This is a genomic window from Paenibacillus sp. NPDC057967, assembly GCF_042887015.1.
Classification (GTDB): Bacteria; Bacillota; Bacilli; order Paenibacillales; family Paenibacillaceae; genus Pristimantibacillus.
In genome coordinates this window covers 73,688-88,657 of sequence record NZ_JBHVQB010000005.1, presented here as the reverse complement: position 1 = coordinate 88,657, position 14,970 = coordinate 73,688, and the positions used below count along the sequence as shown (strand labels likewise).

Annotated in this window: 15 protein-coding genes; 3 read left to right on the top strand and 12 right to left on the bottom strand. The window is 52.2% G+C overall.

Annotation, left to right across the window (positions count from 1 at the left end):
• Positions 1–58 precede the first annotated feature (58 nt).
• The 5 genes from ACFVSO_RS13960 to ACFVSO_RS13940 all read right to left on the bottom strand — a co-directional run bounded on the left by ACFVSO_RS13960 (position 59) and on the right by ACFVSO_RS13940 (position 5,281).
• Positions 59–496: a hypothetical protein gene (locus ACFVSO_RS13960; RefSeq protein WP_387474464.1), complete on the bottom strand. Its 438-nt coding sequence runs from the start codon at positions 494–496 to the stop codon at positions 59–61.
• A 197-nt stretch (positions 497–693) separates the two neighbouring features.
• On the bottom strand, positions 694–957 hold the full coding sequence (locus tag ACFVSO_RS13955) for a YlbG family protein (RefSeq protein WP_387474462.1): 264 nt from the start codon (positions 955–957) through the stop codon (positions 694–696).
• Positions 958–1,006: 49 nt separating this feature from the next.
• On the bottom strand, positions 1,007–1,495 hold the full coding sequence (locus tag ACFVSO_RS13950; protein ID WP_387474460.1) for a YlbF/YmcA family competence regulator: 489 nt from the start codon (positions 1,493–1,495) through the stop codon (positions 1,007–1,009).
• 73 nt (positions 1,496–1,568) lie between these two features.
• Positions 1,569–3,581, bottom strand: a complete 2,013-nt coding sequence (locus ACFVSO_RS13945) for a helicase-associated domain-containing protein (protein ID WP_387474458.1) — start codon at positions 3,579–3,581, stop codon at positions 1,569–1,571.
• Positions 3,578–5,281: a DNA repair helicase XPB gene (locus tag ACFVSO_RS13940; protein WP_387474456.1), complete on the bottom strand. Its 1,704-nt coding sequence runs from the start codon at positions 5,279–5,281 to the stop codon at positions 3,578–3,580. The genes ACFVSO_RS13945 and ACFVSO_RS13940 overlap by 4 nt, the downstream gene beginning before the upstream one ends.
• A 173-nt stretch (positions 5,282–5,454) precedes the next feature.
• On the opposite strand from ACFVSO_RS13940, the gene ACFVSO_RS13935 reads away from it, so the two are divergent.
• The gene (locus tag ACFVSO_RS13935) at positions 5,455–6,306 is read left to right on the top strand and encodes a thermonuclease family protein (protein WP_387474454.1); all 852 of its coding nucleotides are present in this window, start codon (positions 5,455–5,457) and stop codon (positions 6,304–6,306) included.
• Positions 6,307–6,332: 26 nt separating this feature from the next.
• On the opposite strand, the gene ACFVSO_RS13930 is transcribed toward ACFVSO_RS13935, so the two are convergent.
• Positions 6,333–7,478 (bottom strand): M20 metallopeptidase family protein, encoded by a 1,146-nt coding sequence (locus ACFVSO_RS13930; RefSeq protein WP_387475329.1) that lies wholly within the window; start codon positions 7,476–7,478, stop codon positions 6,333–6,335.
• A gap of 470 nt (positions 7,479–7,948) precedes the next feature.
• On the opposite strand from ACFVSO_RS13930, the gene ACFVSO_RS13925 reads away from it, so the two are divergent.
• Positions 7,949–8,293: a YugN family protein gene (locus ACFVSO_RS13925; protein WP_387474452.1), complete on the top strand. Its 345-nt coding sequence runs from the start codon at positions 7,949–7,951 to the stop codon at positions 8,291–8,293.
• A gap of 10 nt (positions 8,294–8,303) precedes the next feature.
• Positions 8,304–9,464, top strand: coding sequence for a putative lipid II flippase FtsW (gene ftsW / locus ACFVSO_RS13920; protein ID WP_387474450.1), 1,161 nt, complete (start codon positions 8,304–8,306; stop codon positions 9,462–9,464).
• A gap of 58 nt (positions 9,465–9,522) precedes the next feature.
• On the opposite strand, the gene ACFVSO_RS13915 is transcribed toward ftsW, so the two are convergent.
• The 6 genes from ACFVSO_RS13915 to ACFVSO_RS13890 all read right to left on the bottom strand — a co-directional run bounded on the left by ACFVSO_RS13915 (position 9,523) and on the right by ACFVSO_RS13890 (position 14,882).
• Entirely contained in the window at positions 9,523–9,903 is a 381-nt protein-coding gene (locus ACFVSO_RS13915; protein WP_116043270.1) for an Asp23/Gls24 family envelope stress response protein, read from the bottom strand.
• A 134-nt stretch (positions 9,904–10,037) separates the two neighbouring features.
• A complete protein-coding gene (locus ACFVSO_RS13910) occupies positions 10,038–10,331 on the bottom strand; it encodes an Fpa/YlaN family protein (protein ID WP_387474447.1) in 294 nt (97 codons plus the stop codon).
• Positions 10,332–10,472: 141 nt separating this feature from the next.
• Positions 10,473–10,715, bottom strand: coding sequence for an HPr family phosphocarrier protein (locus ACFVSO_RS13905; RefSeq protein ID WP_387474445.1), 243 nt, complete (start codon positions 10,713–10,715; stop codon positions 10,473–10,475).
• Positions 10,716–10,817: 102 nt separating this feature from the next.
• On the bottom strand, positions 10,818–11,933 hold the full coding sequence (locus ACFVSO_RS13900; RefSeq protein ID WP_387474443.1) for an aminopeptidase: 1,116 nt from the start codon (positions 11,931–11,933) through the stop codon (positions 10,818–10,820).
• A 97-nt stretch (positions 11,934–12,030) separates the two neighbouring features.
• On the bottom strand, positions 12,031–12,750 hold the full coding sequence (locus ACFVSO_RS13895) for a hypothetical protein (protein ID WP_387474441.1): 720 nt from the start codon (positions 12,748–12,750) through the stop codon (positions 12,031–12,033).
• 227 nt (positions 12,751–12,977) lie between these two features.
• Positions 12,978–14,882, bottom strand: a complete 1,905-nt coding sequence (locus ACFVSO_RS13890; protein ID WP_387474439.1) for a diguanylate cyclase — start codon at positions 14,880–14,882, stop codon at positions 12,978–12,980.
• Positions 14,883–14,970: the final 88 nt, after the last annotated feature.

Below are 14,970 nucleotides of genomic sequence, written 5' to 3'. Positions count from 1 at the left end.
TCGCGCCCTAATTCCAATATTTGTATTATGTACCGATTATTTTTTGAAAAGTAAATCGTCATTTGCGTTTCCGGCTGTTTTTCACAAGCGTCATTCTTCTGGAATGCCTCAGCCAGGAATAATAGGACTTTAGGTCTCGAAGCTCAATGGTCTCCGACATTCTGCCCAGGAAGGTAACGATGATCATCTTATGGAGCGGGTTGCCCAGCAAATCAAGCTCCGTAAGCGAATCCGCGAATTCCGCGACAAACACGAGATCCTCGTCAATTAAATAAACATCCTGCTCATTGCGATAGTAAGGTACGATCCGGCCCTTCTTCAAGCATTCCCACAAATACTCGGCAATATCTTCGTATCCGGTCTTTTCGCTCTCGATCCGATCTAGCCAGCGACTTTTGGCATGGTTGGTAATAATGACGTCAACCACCTTTTTGTCGCCAAGTTCGACATAAAACGACTCATAGGTACTCCATCTTCTCGTCATTTTATCCTTCATCTCGCAACCTACTCCTTCCAAGGAACCAGGGCTTTTATCCTATTTATTTACTTCCATTCTACCATGATTGTCCGATTTTTCAACAATAAAATAAACTCAGGCCATATATGTCTTAATATGTAAATTAGCACATAAAAAAACCGCCTCTCAGCGCTAATTATGCGCCAAGAAGCGGTTACTTCTGTTGTATTCCCGAATTACAGGCTGTAAAATCTTGTTTTATCTTCGTTCTCCTTGCTGTACTCCGTTGGAATCTCGGTGCGGTAGGAACGCTCTACCTTCCGCACGAAGGACAAACGGCTCATCTGCTTCAAGGATTCCTCTGTCTTGTCGGCATTCATATACAGCACGACATAATGAAGCTTCCGCGACATGAAGTGAATCGTCCCGAACCGCTCCAAAGCCCTAGCTGCCTTCAAATCGCTCACCCATACGATAAACCCCGTTCGATCCGGTAACATCAGCTTGCTCCTCCTCCATAACCTCCCGAAGCTTTCATGGTGCGGCTAGTTATCCGCACCCGCCGCTGCCGCAGCCGCATGATCCGCCGCTGCCGCAACCGCCTCCCTTGTTCCTCTCGTTGCCCGGCACCTTAATCAAATCGGATACCGACTCCGCAATCATGCGGGATACCTCATACAGCATATCGTCCACAGCTTGCTCGGACGCCTTGAATTTGCTAACGCATTCCAGGTCCGCAAGCTGCTTCTCAATTTCCTTTACCTTGTCTTTCGCTTCGTGGTAATTCGGATGGAAACGTCCGAAGCGCTGGCATTCCTCGAACAGTTCCTTCGCCTTGGCGAATTTGATCTGCAAGCTCTTCACTTCATCGTTCTCATTCACTACCGACTTCCAATATAAATAATCGGACACTTCCGCCGATTGATTAATCCAGTCCCCCAGCTCGTAAGCGGACAAAAGCAGCGACGCCATATCGAGCGAAGATCTGACGCCATCTTCTTGCACCGACTGAGCTGTCCATGATTCGGCAACAGGCATTGATCCACCTCTTTTCAATTCGCTTGCTATTAATTTATCATATCATAGCCCCTAAGCCAATAGAAAGAGGAGGTTAAAGGATTACACCGCTTGGCAGCATCAGCTTCATCTCTTCCCACATATCGGGAGTCAGGCGGCTTCGCTCCGATTGATCGTCGTCAACCAGCTTGCCTGTAACTGACCATTGTTCGCCGCGAAGGTCGATCTGCTCCGGTATGAAATGCCGTAATTGCCCCTCCAGCTTAAGCTGTACAGCCGTTTCCATGGCAACTGCCTGCTGCATCAGCTCTTTGCGTGTAGAGGCGTGGTAGCTGCGCAGCTGTCTCCACCATGCAGCGGGTACCTGATCTAATCCCGAAAGAAGCTTAACAGCTTTGGCTTCCATCGCCTGCTCCAGTTCGTGATGCCGTAATGACATCGATTCATAGAGCCACTCGCCGGACTCAAAGTACCGGTCAGCGGCAAATTCCGGATAGGACTGAAGCTCTGCGCTGAGAACATTCAGAGCCGGATAAACCGCACACTTGTCCTCAAATGATTCAATGATCTTCTTGCGAGGCGGATATCCCGCCTTATTCAGAAGCAGCCTGATCTCGCCAACCGCAGAGGGATGTATGATAAAATCCTTTTCGCTGATTCGAACGAGCAGATCCGGGGCAGATCCGGACAGCTTCATCGCTTCCTCCGCCAGCTCGGCCGTATCGCATCGCAGAAGTGTAGCCTGCTCGAATGTATACCGGCAAGCTCGACTCGCCCATTGATCCAGCATCGATCTGAGCTGCACTGGCAATTCCTGCTCTCTGCTGGCCTCCCTCAAAAATCTGGAAATCCCTTCCTTAGTTCGTCCCTGCTCCAATGCCGCTGCGACGGAGGCAGCCGTCAATCGATACAAGACCGGCTCTTCGCGGTGGATTCGCTCCGCAATCAATTCCAGCTCCCATCTCATCCCGAAGGAGCTTCCCGGCGCAGCAAGCAGCTCTCCGGTCGGCTGCAGGATGAGCTGGCCCTCCAGAACAGACGAGAAGCCGCGCCGGCGGAACATAAGCTCTGCCCCTTTGCTTGGGTGCTGCCGCTCGGCCAGCTCCATCCAGCCTAGCTCCTGCATGAGAAACAGCCAGCGCTCAACCTGATTCCGCATGGAGCCATTCACATCAACTATCCCGCTTCTCTCTATTAATAACGTACCCCATTCCGCCACTTCGCTCGCTGAGAGCCACTCGCCTGATGGAGCGTTTGCCAATGCAGAGCCAATATGCGCGTCTTCTCTGGAGCCTCTCAGCAAATATCCGCAAATCCAATGAAACAACCCTTGCTCCCGTTCGCAATCGCTCATAGCGCACCAGCTCTGCAGCCTTTCCTGATCAACGTTGATACCCTTCTCTTCCCGTCTCTGCAATCCGAGCGCGGCGGCAGCAGCCAAGCCAACGGCAACCGGGACAGGGTAGCTCTCTCCGCGCGCAACACGCCATGAAAGAGCTTTGAGAGGCCCCTCCTCCAGCTCCAGCGCAGCCTGCAGACGCTGGAGCGTTTTTTTGGACAAAACGCCCTTGGACGTGAAGGCCGTCTCTGACTTCATTAGTGCTGCCAGCATGTACAACACTCTGCGGCCAAACGGCTCCTTCACGCCGAGAAAACCGCCGGAGCCATCCATCAGCGGCTGAACGGGGGCTGCCGATCCCGCCCATGGGCAAGGGAATAGACTTTGCTGCCAGATCATGAAAGAGTCTAACGGTATGAAGCAGCTCCGATCCCCCCACATTTTGGCTGCGAAGAGTACGATGCCTGCTTCCTGAAGCTGGCTTAACCCCATACGGGCCTCCGCCCCCGAAAGTGTCGTATGCTCCCGAAGTTCGGCCAAAAGCCGTTCTTCCTCAACCGGCGCAGCTCCAAATCGCAATATCAAGGAAACCAGCGATGCCTTGGCAAGCGAAGACAGACGGTTCGACGCCGCATTCACTGCACGTCTGTCCAGCATGGCTTCTCGCCAGGACATTTCTTGCGCAGAGGCTTCCACCCATACAGCCGATCTTGCAAATTGCTTCATGCGTTCATCCGATAGCTTGACGCTTGCTTGTGCCAGGTTCATCCGTTAGCCGCCTCCGATCGCAATCCGCTGCCGCAGGCTTCCGCCCCCGACAGTTGCATGTATTCATACCCTTGCTCCAGCAGGAACAGCTGCCGCTTAAGAGCAAATTCTGTTTCCTTCGTCCCTTCCGTTACCAGCGTATAAAACCATGCCCGATTATCACCCTGCTTCGGCCTGAGCAGCCGTCCTACGCGCTGGGCTTCCTCCTGTCTGGAGCCGAAGCTGCCCGACAACTGAATCGCTACTGAGGCATCCGGCAGATCGATAGCCAAATTAGCCACCTTGGATACGACCAGCACATTTATTCTTCCGCTCCTGAATTGATCATACAGCCGCAGCCGCTCCTCATGCGGCGTCTCACCAGTCAAGAGCGGGGCTCCTAGCTCACTGGCTACCTTGCGAAGCTGGCCCAGGTATTGGCCGATGACTAGCGTCTGCTTGTCCCGGTAACGCTCCAGCAGCTCTCTAACGACGGGCAGCTTGCCGGGATTCTCCGCTGCGATGCGCAACCGGCTGCGCGCCGCAGCCGCCGAATAGCTGTGATGCTGGGAGGCATCCAGCGGTATCCGGATTTCAGCGCAACTGACCGATGCGATATAAGCTCCCTTCTCCGCTTCCTTCCATTGCATATCGTATTGCTTGGGCCCGATCAGGGAATAGACATCTTCCGCACATCCATCCTCGCGCACAAGTGTAGCCGTGAGTCCCAAGCGGCGCGTCGCCTGAATGGATGCGGTCATGCGGAATACAGGGGCCGGCAGAAGATGTACTTCGTCGTAGATGATGAGCCCCCAATCTCTTTCGTTGAACAGCCCCATATGAGTAAAGTCTCCAGCCTTGGACTTGCGGCGGGTCAGCAGCTGATACGTCGCGATGGTCACCGGCTTCACTTCCTTGACTTTCCCGTTGTACAGTCCGACGCTGTCTGGCGCAAGCGTCGTCTTATCTAATAATTCTTCCCTCCATTGCTCAGCCGAGGTGCGACTGGAGGTCAGAATAAGCGTCGCGGTGCAAAGCCGGGCAAGCGCCGCTATGCCGACAACCGTCTTCCCTGTTCCGCAGGGGAGCACAACAACGCCGCTCCCGCCTCTTGCTGCGCCGTCCTGGATGAAGGAGCCTACAGCCCGCTCCTGATAATCTCGCAAAGCGAATAAAGTTCCCCTTACAGTCTGCTCTCTCAAACGAAGAGACAGGGACTCGCCCGCATGATAGCCGGCCTGATCCATAACGGGATATCCCTGCTTGGCCAGCTCCTGCTTCAGCAGTCCACGGCAATCCGGCGCCAGCTGCCATATTTCCGGGCTTCTGACCGTCTGCACCCAAGCCATTACGCTTGGAATCCGCCCTAGCGACTCCAGTATGTCGGCATCGCCATTCAAAAATAGCACCGCATCTTCGGCATACAGCCTTAGCTTCCCGTAACGACTCGCCCACAGCCGAATGAACCCCTCCGCTTGAAGAGGCACATCGTATTTGGCATGCGTCTTTAACGCCTCGACTACCTGCTCGCCGGTCCATCCTTCATCAAGGGCATGCCATAACGTCATCGGCGTGATGCGATAGGTATGGATAGTGCCCGCCCGTTTGCGCGCCTCTGCGAACCGGTGAAGCTGCTCGCGAGCCGCATGTGCGGATAGACTTCTTTCATCCAGCAATACAGTCAAATCAGACTGTACAATGATTGCTCCTTCGGTTTTCAACGGGCATCCGCCTCCCATTTTGCGCTTTCTCTCTCCACAGTATGAAAGTTTCCGTAGGATTTTATCCCTGTAACCTGCTTTTCCTTCATCGATTATTAAGGCCAATCTGTGGTATAGTAGAAAAGGATTTATTTGAATGCAACCTTTTAAACGGAGCTGGAGGCTATACTTCTATGAGACGTTCATTGCAATTGCTACTTCTGATGCTCTCCATCATGCTGGCAGGCTGCTCTGCCATTTCCATATCTGCGGACAAAAATGTGAAATCGGATACATGGTATCCGGTATCTGGTTACGTAGACGGCGATACGTTCAAAATCAAAGTCGGAGATACGAACAACACGATTCGTATGCTCTATATTGATACGCCCGAGACCAAAAAGGCGAATACACCGGTACAGGCATACGGGCCTGAAGCCTCCGCTTTCACGGAGGAGTTGCTGAAGGAATCCGGCGAGGTCAAGCTTACATTCGATAAGGAAAACAAGGACCGCTACGATCGGACACTTGCCATTGTCGAGCTGAAGGACGGCCGCATTCTGAACGAGCTTCTGCTTCAGGAAGGACTGGCCAAGGTGCTTATCGTAGAGCCTAATGTGAAGATGGAGAATGTATACAAGCAGCTTGAACAAACCGCGAAGCAGAACAAAGTAGGGCTCTGGAGCTCCGGCAAGGAGACAAGCCAAGCGGAAATATCGGTTCAGAAGTCGTATCAAATGGGACTTGTCATTGAAGTAGATAAGCGGGGAGAGCTGGTTACCATTACGAATACGACGAGACTGCCTATCGATATGGATGGCTGGAAGCTCGTGAGCGTGCGGGGCAATCAGACGTATACGTTCCCGGAAATTGAATTGCCTGCGCAGAGCAAGCTGCTGGTCTCTTCCGGAGAAAGCCATGTCAAGGACAAGGACTCACTCGTTCTCTTATGGGAAGTCGATAATGTGTGGAACAATACGGAGCCCGATCCTGCGGAGCTATATAATGAAAACAATGAGCTTGTCGCCTTGTGGGAGGACGAATAATCGTCCTCCTCCGCAAAGCGGCAAGCTCATTGTCTGTCTGGATAATCGTCGGCGTATCCCTCGGCCATGCCAATGAGCAATCTTGCCGAATGCAGCATAGCCCTCTCGTCCATATCGAATTTGGGATGATGATGCGAATATACCGCGCCGAGTTCCGGATTGCCGGCGCCCACGAACATGAAGCAGCCCGGCTTCTGGTTCAAATAATAAGAGAAGTCCTCGGCTACCGTAATGGCCTCTGCTTCTAGGACTTGCTCGTCTCCAAAGATCGGCCTTGCAATTTTGAAGAAGCGCTCCGCCTCTGTCTCATCATTCACAACAGGCGGATAACCCACGCGCATATGATAAACATGTTTGGCGCCGTACATCTCGCACGTATGCCGTACCAGCGATTCCAGCCGGTCATGAATCAAGAATCGGGTCCCTTCGTCGAAAGCACGGACCGTGCCTTTCAGCTGGCAGCGCTCCGCAATGACATTGTTGGTCGTCCCTGCCTGGAAGGAGCCAATTGTGACGACCGCAGGATGCAGCGGATTGACATTGCGGCTGACGATCGACTGAACGCCTTGGACAAGCGCCGAACCCGCCACAATCGCATCAATCGTTCCATGCGGCAGGCCGCCATGGCCGCCCTTGCCTTCGATATCGATTATGAACTCGTCGGCTGAGCTCATGAATGGTCCTGGACGGCTTGCTGCGCTGCCGTACGGGAGCGGCGTCCATAGATGAACGCCGTAGATGACGTCAACTCCTTCAAGCGCGCCGTCCTTGATCATCTCGATCGCTCCGCCTGGCGTCACTTCCTCAGCCGGCTGGAACAAGAGCCTCCGCTCCCCTGCCAAGTGATCCCGATTCCTGCTGTAGAAGTCCGCAACAGCCAGCAAAGCTGCCGTATGACCATCATGCCCGCAAGCATGCATGACACCTGGCACCTTGGAAGCGTATTCGCATTCCTTCTCATCCTGAATAGGCAGACCGTCGATATCCGCCCGCAGGGCGACGGCCGGGCCAGGTCGCTCTCCCTTAATCGTCGCAATCAAACCATGGCCGCCTACGTTCCCCCGCACCTCGCAGCCCAGCTCTTCCAATCGGTCCGCGATCCATTGCGAGGTTTCCTTCTCCCTGAATGACAATTCAGGGTGCTGATGGAGATGCCTGCGCCAGCGAACCATGTCCGGATAACGTTCGCTTAGCCATTTCTCCGCAATCGATTCAAGCCGCAAATCGCAAACCTCCTATCTATTTGCATGATCGTTTTTTCCTGTTTGGTATAGTGTATCAGATGCCCGTTGCTTTGTGGAGCCTTGCCCGTATAATGGCGCAATGCGAGGTCTTCGTTCTCAAAAATGTCACGAAACTTTGCCTTGACGATTAGGAGTAAGGCTTGCGCTGACTGGGGAAACATACTATCATGAGAAAAGAATGTACAAGAGGTTGTTCAAGAAGTCCATTTTTGATCACGAAGGGGATCAGGACGCCTTTTCATCGAATATTGCATTCAGCGGGAACTTCCGGGTGCTCACGTAGCTTCCACTACGCTTCGCTCCTCACTTCCCAGCTTCATCCAATCTTCTCGGTGCTGAAAACCGGACTTATTGAACACGAACTACAACTATGTCTTGTGAATTTGGGAGGAACTGAAATGATTATTGAAAACTCCGGTTTGAATGGCGTTCAGAGCGAACTTGGCCATTTGGACGAAGCCGCTGAGAAAGTCGGCTTTGTGCGTTGGCAATGGGAATATTATCGCGCTACATACGATTTGAAATTGATAGACCGCACGAGCGGCAGCGAATACTTCCTTCGCATGAATACACGCGCGGTTGAAGGCAAGCTTGAGAATCCCCACGCCGTACTTCATATTGAAGCCGTATACATCGGCCGCGCTACGTTCCCGCACGGAATGGAATACGAATCGCCGATTCCAAAGCATATCCTGGAGACGGCTACACAACGACTCGGGCAGTTAAAGCAACAGCTCGTGTAACGGGGCTTCTATGAAGAAGGCCTCGCAGAACGTCAGTCGTGGAAGGCCGGACTTCCTGCTTCTCATCATGACGTTGCTGATGGTTGGCTTCGGGCTCGTCATGGTGTTTAGCGCCAGCTCCGGCGTCGCTGTCGTATCGCCTAGATACGGTAACGACGCCTTTTATTTCACCAAGCTTCAGCTTGCTTGGGCCGTATTCGGCATATTCATCATGTTCTTCATGATGAATCTACGTTACCAGGTGTTCAAGAAAGCGTATATGCTCCTCTTTCTGCCCGTGCTGATCATGCTCGTACTCGTTCCTTTCATCGGTGTTGAGATCAACGGCGCGAAGAGCTGGTTCGGCGTCGGATCACGGGGCATTCAGCCTACCGAACCTGCGAAGCTGGCCATTATTTTGTATCTGGGCGCGCTGATTACGAAGAAGGGCGAGAAGTTCCGTGACTTCAAGAAAGGCCTGCTCCCTGTCATTATCGTGGTCTGCCTGGTCTGCGGACTTATCATGCTCCAGCCCGATCTGGGTTCTTGCATGATTCTGGCCGCTTGCGCTTCGATTATGATTTTGGCAGGAGGCTCCAATCTGAAGCATGTGTTTCTTGCAGCGACGCTCGCGATACTTGCTGTAACGGTGATGGTCAGCATCTCTATGGCGATTAATCCGGATCCGTGGCAATACCGAGTCGCGCGCTTTACCTCTTACATGGATCCCATATCCAACTCACAGGACGGCGCCTTCCAGTTGATCTCCTCGCTGCAAGCGATGAGCCACGGCGGGCTAACCGGAGCGGGCTTTGGGGAAAGCGTACAAAAGCTGCATTATTTGACTTATCCCTATAATGACTTTATCTTTGCGGTCATCGCGGAAGAGCTCGGATTTATCGGGAGCGCCATCTTCCTGCTCTTCTACCTGCTGTTCCTCTGGCGAGGGCTAATTGTAGCACTCAGATGCCCGGATCTATACGGCACGGTGGTCGGTGTTGGCATTGTAAGCTTATTCGCCGTACAAGCCTTTATCAATATTGGAGGCGTTACGGCAACGATACCGCTTACTGGCGTTACGCTCCCCTTCATCAGCTACGGCGGATCATCGCTGCTTGTCTGTCTCATGTGCATGGGCGTCTTGCTCAGCATATCCAGAGAGTACAATAGGCCGGAGAAGGTTAAACACTAATTCAACAAAAATACGGCACTTTCCGATAATCGGAAAGTGCCGTATTGCGTATGATCGATTATTTCAATCGTTGCTGTGGTTCATCCGGCTCTTCTTCCTTGAACGCAACGCCTTCCACCTTCACGTTCACTTCGACCACTTGCAGTCCGGTCATATTCTCCACCGACTCGCGCACATTCAACTGCAGCTGGCGGCTAACCTCTTGAATCGGAATGCCATAATGAACGATGATTCGCAGATCAATGGCTGCTTCCAGTTGACCTACCTCGACCGACACGCCCTTTTGCACGTTCTTGCCGCTTAATCTCTTGGCAAGCCCTTCAGATATACCGCCAGACATCGCCGCAATGCCTGGCGTCTCGAGTGCTGCAAGTCCCGCTATCGTAGCTACTACATCGTCAGAAATACGGATTAATCCAGTTTGAAGGTTCTCGGTCATGTCATCCACTCCTCAATTTGCCATATATGTTCATTGTAATAGAACAGACGACATGAAGCAAGGATTGCCCCTATATTCTGCGTTAGGTCTAACGGCATAGGCGGACATAAAAAAAGGCAGCCCGTATATGGGGGCTACCCCTTCGCTTTGCGATCCAAAGCTTCATATAATACAGCCAAATTACGTTCCAGCCGGTTAACGATATCTTTGCCCGCCGGTTCGGTAATCAAGCCCGCCCGAATGGCGAAATCAACCTCTTTGGAAAAACCGTATATCTGTGTATCCAAGACCTCTTCATACAAGGGACATTGACGAGTCGTCAAATTCTCCATCTGTACTTCGATCAGTTTCTCTATCTTACTCGCGTCCTCCTGAAGAAGACGAAGCGCTCGTTCATGCAATAGATCCGTAACTTCCGGTGCAGACATTCTTCTCCCCTCCTATGCGCGTAACCTGTCAAACTCTATACCCTTTATATTAGACGAAAAGTAGGGAATACACAAGGACAAAACAGAAAAGCGCCTCTTCCAATTGAAAGAGACGCCATTCTTATCCTTGATCAAACAATATTAACCGCCGATTACGGTTACGTTCAGGTTGTGCTTGGAAAATACTTCCGCCATTGCTTTCTTCGCTTCTTCAGCGTCAGGACCATGCACATGCAGTTCGTAGGCGTGGCCTCCCACCAATGTCGTGAACAGCCCAAGGATGCTCTTTACATCGATATATTTGCTGTCGGCTTGCAGTACGATGGAAGAAGTGAATTGGCTAGCCGCCTGAGAAATTTCTACAATTGCTGCGTTATTGGACATGGGGAATCCCTCCATATGATTAGTAAAGCTTTCCTGTCACCATGATACCCTGAAACCTTACATCCATCAAGAGGTTTGGCGAAAAAAACGCAGTCTATTCCATTATTTCAAGTGCTCTGGATTTAGACCTTCCAGCTCGGGGAGCACAAAGATGCCATCTTTGCGGATCAGAACGTCGTCAAAATAGATTTCGCCGCCGCCGTATTCCGGACGCTGAATAAGCACCAGATCCCAATGCACCGAAGAGCGGTTGCCGTTGTCGGTATCCTCATACGCCTGACCAGGCGTGAAGTGCAGGCTCCCCGCAATCTTCTCGTCGAACAGAATGTCGTTCATCGGATGAAGAATATACGGATTGAAGCCGATTGCGAACTCACCAATATAACGGGCGCCTTCGTCCATATCCAGAATTTCGTTCAGCCGCGCATTGTCGTTGCTCTCTGCCTTCACGATCTTGCCGTTCTCGAAGGTAAAGGAGATATTCTGGAACGTCGTGCCGGAGTATACGCTAGGCGCGTTGTACGTAATCGTTCCGTTGACGGAATCGCGCACGGGAGCGGAGAATACTTCGCCGTCTGGAATGTTCCGGTGACCGGAGCACTTCTTTGAGCCGATGTCTTTGATCGAGAATGCAATATCCGTTCCCGGCGATACGATGCGCACCTTGTCCGTACGGTCCATAAGCGCTTTGAGCGGGTCCATCGCTTTTTCCATTTTGCTGTAATCCAGATTGCAGACATCGAAGTAGAAGTCCTCGAACGCCTCTGTGCTCATATTGGCCAGTTGAGCCATCGATGGCGTCGGGTAGCGCAGGATGACCCATCTTGTTTTTTTCACGCGTTGTTCCATATGTACAGGGTTGCGGTAGACTTGCTCATACAGACGCATCTTGTCGTCCGGCACATCCGCCAGCTCATTCACGTTGTCGCCGGAGCGCACCGCGATGTAGGCCTGCATATTTTTCATCCGCTCCAGATCCAGCTTCGCCCACAGCTCAATTTGCTCCTTCGTCGCATGCATCAGCATAGTACGCAGAACAGAGCGGTCGCTCATCTCCAGGAACGGTCTGCCGCCGCGTGCAGCGACCTCTTCAATCAAGCACTTGGCCAGCTCGCTTTCAGATCCGATCATATCAATCAGAACGTTCTCTCCTGGCTGAACGTCTACCGAATATTGCACCAAATTTTGTGCCAGCTTCTTCAATCTTGGATCACGCATCGTGTTTCATCTACTCCTTCTTGTCATGTTGCCTCATAACGAAAAAAATGAGTCTGTATCTCTCATTATCGTATCATGATCGGCCTCTTTGCGCACTTTAGTCCGTTCGCGCGGCAGTGCTGTCAAATGCCTGAAAACGGACGGATGTATGCCGGTTTTCCCTCCTTTTTCGCCCATCGCGTTCATAGTTAAAGGTTGTTTTCTCCTCCATCTTAAGCGGAAGCATTCTCTGCTTGTCTACCACGATCTCATACTCCGTGCGCACCTCAAGCGAGCGCAGCATCGCATCCAGCTCCCGCTCCGCTTGCTCGGCCACTTCCTTGCGCTTTGCGCTGGTTGACCCGCTCTCAATTATTACCTCTCCCGTCACTTGCTCCAGCTCCTGCTTCAGCACGCCGGTCCAGCGGTTTTTGGCCGCATCCCGTTTCTCGACGGCACGCAGCACCAGTGTATCCGCTCCGCTTGCATCCCGCACGCCATTTTCGGCGATTTCCACCGATTCATGGGAACGCTTGAGTGAATCCAGCACCTCGACCGGATTCCAGTACAGCGGATCTTGCTTGTCGGACTGAATGGTGAGCTGATGATGATTCACCACCTTGCCTTCGAACATTTGCGGCTTGAACATGACGCCTTCCTCCAGCCCCATGCTCATCGATCCGCTAAATGCATATTGATCCATTGCCGCGAGGCCCGCATACGATAAGCTCAGCCACTCCTCCGGCGTTCTGTTCCTATCAGAGACAGAACAGCCGGTTAGTCCTGCAGCAAGCAGCAGCGCAGCGATTAGAGCCCCTATCTTGTGACGTCCATACATGATATCTCCTCCTGTCTAACCATGGCACAGACGCTTCTAGCGCATTCTGCCGTTCTCTTTGCCACTAGCGTCTCTTATTCTCCTCTGGATTATTCCAAACCGCCTTTTGGTGTACGAACCCTCTTCCTTTATGGTCAAAAAAGGACCCCTGCAAAAAGCTGCCCTCCATGAGGACGGCATAGAAAAAAGCGCCTCCGCAGGAGACGCTTTTTGAATAGCTATTATTGTCATTCGCCAACAATGATACAGTTGCGGCCCTTGTTCTTGGCCTCGTACAGTGCCATATCCGCCCGATAAAACAACGACTCTACACTAATCTTCTCATTGTCGAACGTCCACTCCGACACACCGCATGAGACAGTCACAGTGGGGTCCGTCTCTTCGGCTACCTGATTGCGTATCCGCTCGGCTATGCGAAGCGCTTGCTCCGTCCGAATGCCCGGCAAATAGACCGCAAGCTCTTCCCCGCCCCATCTTGCCGCAATGTCTCCTTGGCGAATCGACGCAGAGATGATGCTGCTGACCTGGATCAGGATGCGATCGCCGACCTGATGGCCGTACGTATCGTTGATGCGCTTGAAATAATCAATATCGACCAGAATCAACGAGCCGAAAGGATCCTTCCGCTGCCTGCTCTGGATTTGCTCATTCAGATAATGACGAGCGTGAAGTCCGGTCAGCGTGTCGGTAATGACCATTCTTCGCACCTCCGCATGCAGGGAAGCGTTCGCAACAGCAAGCCCAATATGCGTGCTCATAACTTGAAGCAGCTTATAGTTGTCATAAGAGAAAAAATTGGCAACCTTGTGAGTCACCAGGATAACGCCGACCACTTCGCCGTCGACGAAGATCGGAGCGGCAATAAGAGACCGCGATCCCGTATTGTCCATTAGCTTGGATGTCACGACGCGCGTATTCCAGTAGTCCGATATAATAAGCGGTTCCTTCGTCCGATAGATCATTCCGCAAAATCCGTATTCCGGCGAGAAGTGCTCGCTTGCCATGGCGGGGATATTGCTGGACTTCACTACAAATTCGTTGCTTACCTTGTCAAGCTGAAGCACACAGCAGTAGTCGGCATCGAATATCGTCAGAAGCTCGCTAGTCGCAAATTGAAAGATCTCCTTCAACCGAAGAGATTGGTTCAGTCTCTTGGTCATTTCATTGATCAAACGCAGTTCATTAATCAGCAGATTGGACTGCTCGTACAGCTTTGCGTTCTCGAACGCGGACCCCGCCGTGTCTGCAAGCAGTAGGAATGCCGGCATGTCCGACTCATCCCATTTGCCCCGCCCTAACGTCATGCATAACACGCCGTATGCCGCTTGCTTGCCGGTCATCGGGACCGCAAGCCGCATCGTGCCGTCGCGCTCATGCTCCATGGCCGGCTTACTCTCCAGGAACGCCTGGGCGACAATGTCATGCGCAGTATTCTTGAAGGCCAGGGGCTTTATTCTAGGGTCTCCATCTACATAATCCTGTGAAAGATAGAGATGTATCTCGGAATTTGGGTATAGCGACTCCAGGCTCGCCAGCATCTCCGACAGTACAGAAGAGACGTCAATCTGGTCATAGAGACGCTTGGCCGCAAGAAACAACGCATCCCTGTGGTTCGCTTCGCGATCCTTGCGGTGCTGCTGCTGAATCAAGTCCCGCACATACAGCTGCTCGAACGCATAATAGAAGCAGCTTCTCATATGAAGCGCGGCGGATTCAAGTTCGCCTGTATGGGGAGCATCCGGTTCGCCCGCGTATGTGTACAGCAGTACAGCGAATACCGCATCGTCCGAACGGCGGCGAAACGGAATGGAGATCGCATGACAGCCCTCAGCGCTAATCTTGCTGGTTACGCCTTCGCTGAACGCCTCCGGTACAGCTTCTCTTGCCAACCGGTCACGTATGACTGTGTCCGGCTGATGGGCTGGGTCAGTGAAATCAGTGAAGGCATGGCACAGGACATCTCTCGTATAAATCCCGAATTGGCCCATACGCAAAGAAACCAGCCCCGAAGCCTCCTGTCTCCATCGAAAAAAACTCTCTTCTAATAGAGATGGGAGATAGGGCTCGTCCGCATCATGAATATCTTCATTGGCAAACCAAACGGGAAGTTCCGCCTTTCTTTCATTAACCATGCAGCACCTAACCCTTTCCGTGAATGCAAGGGACAGCTCACTCATTAACAATATCATACTTTATTTTTAAGAATTTTGCACTATCGTT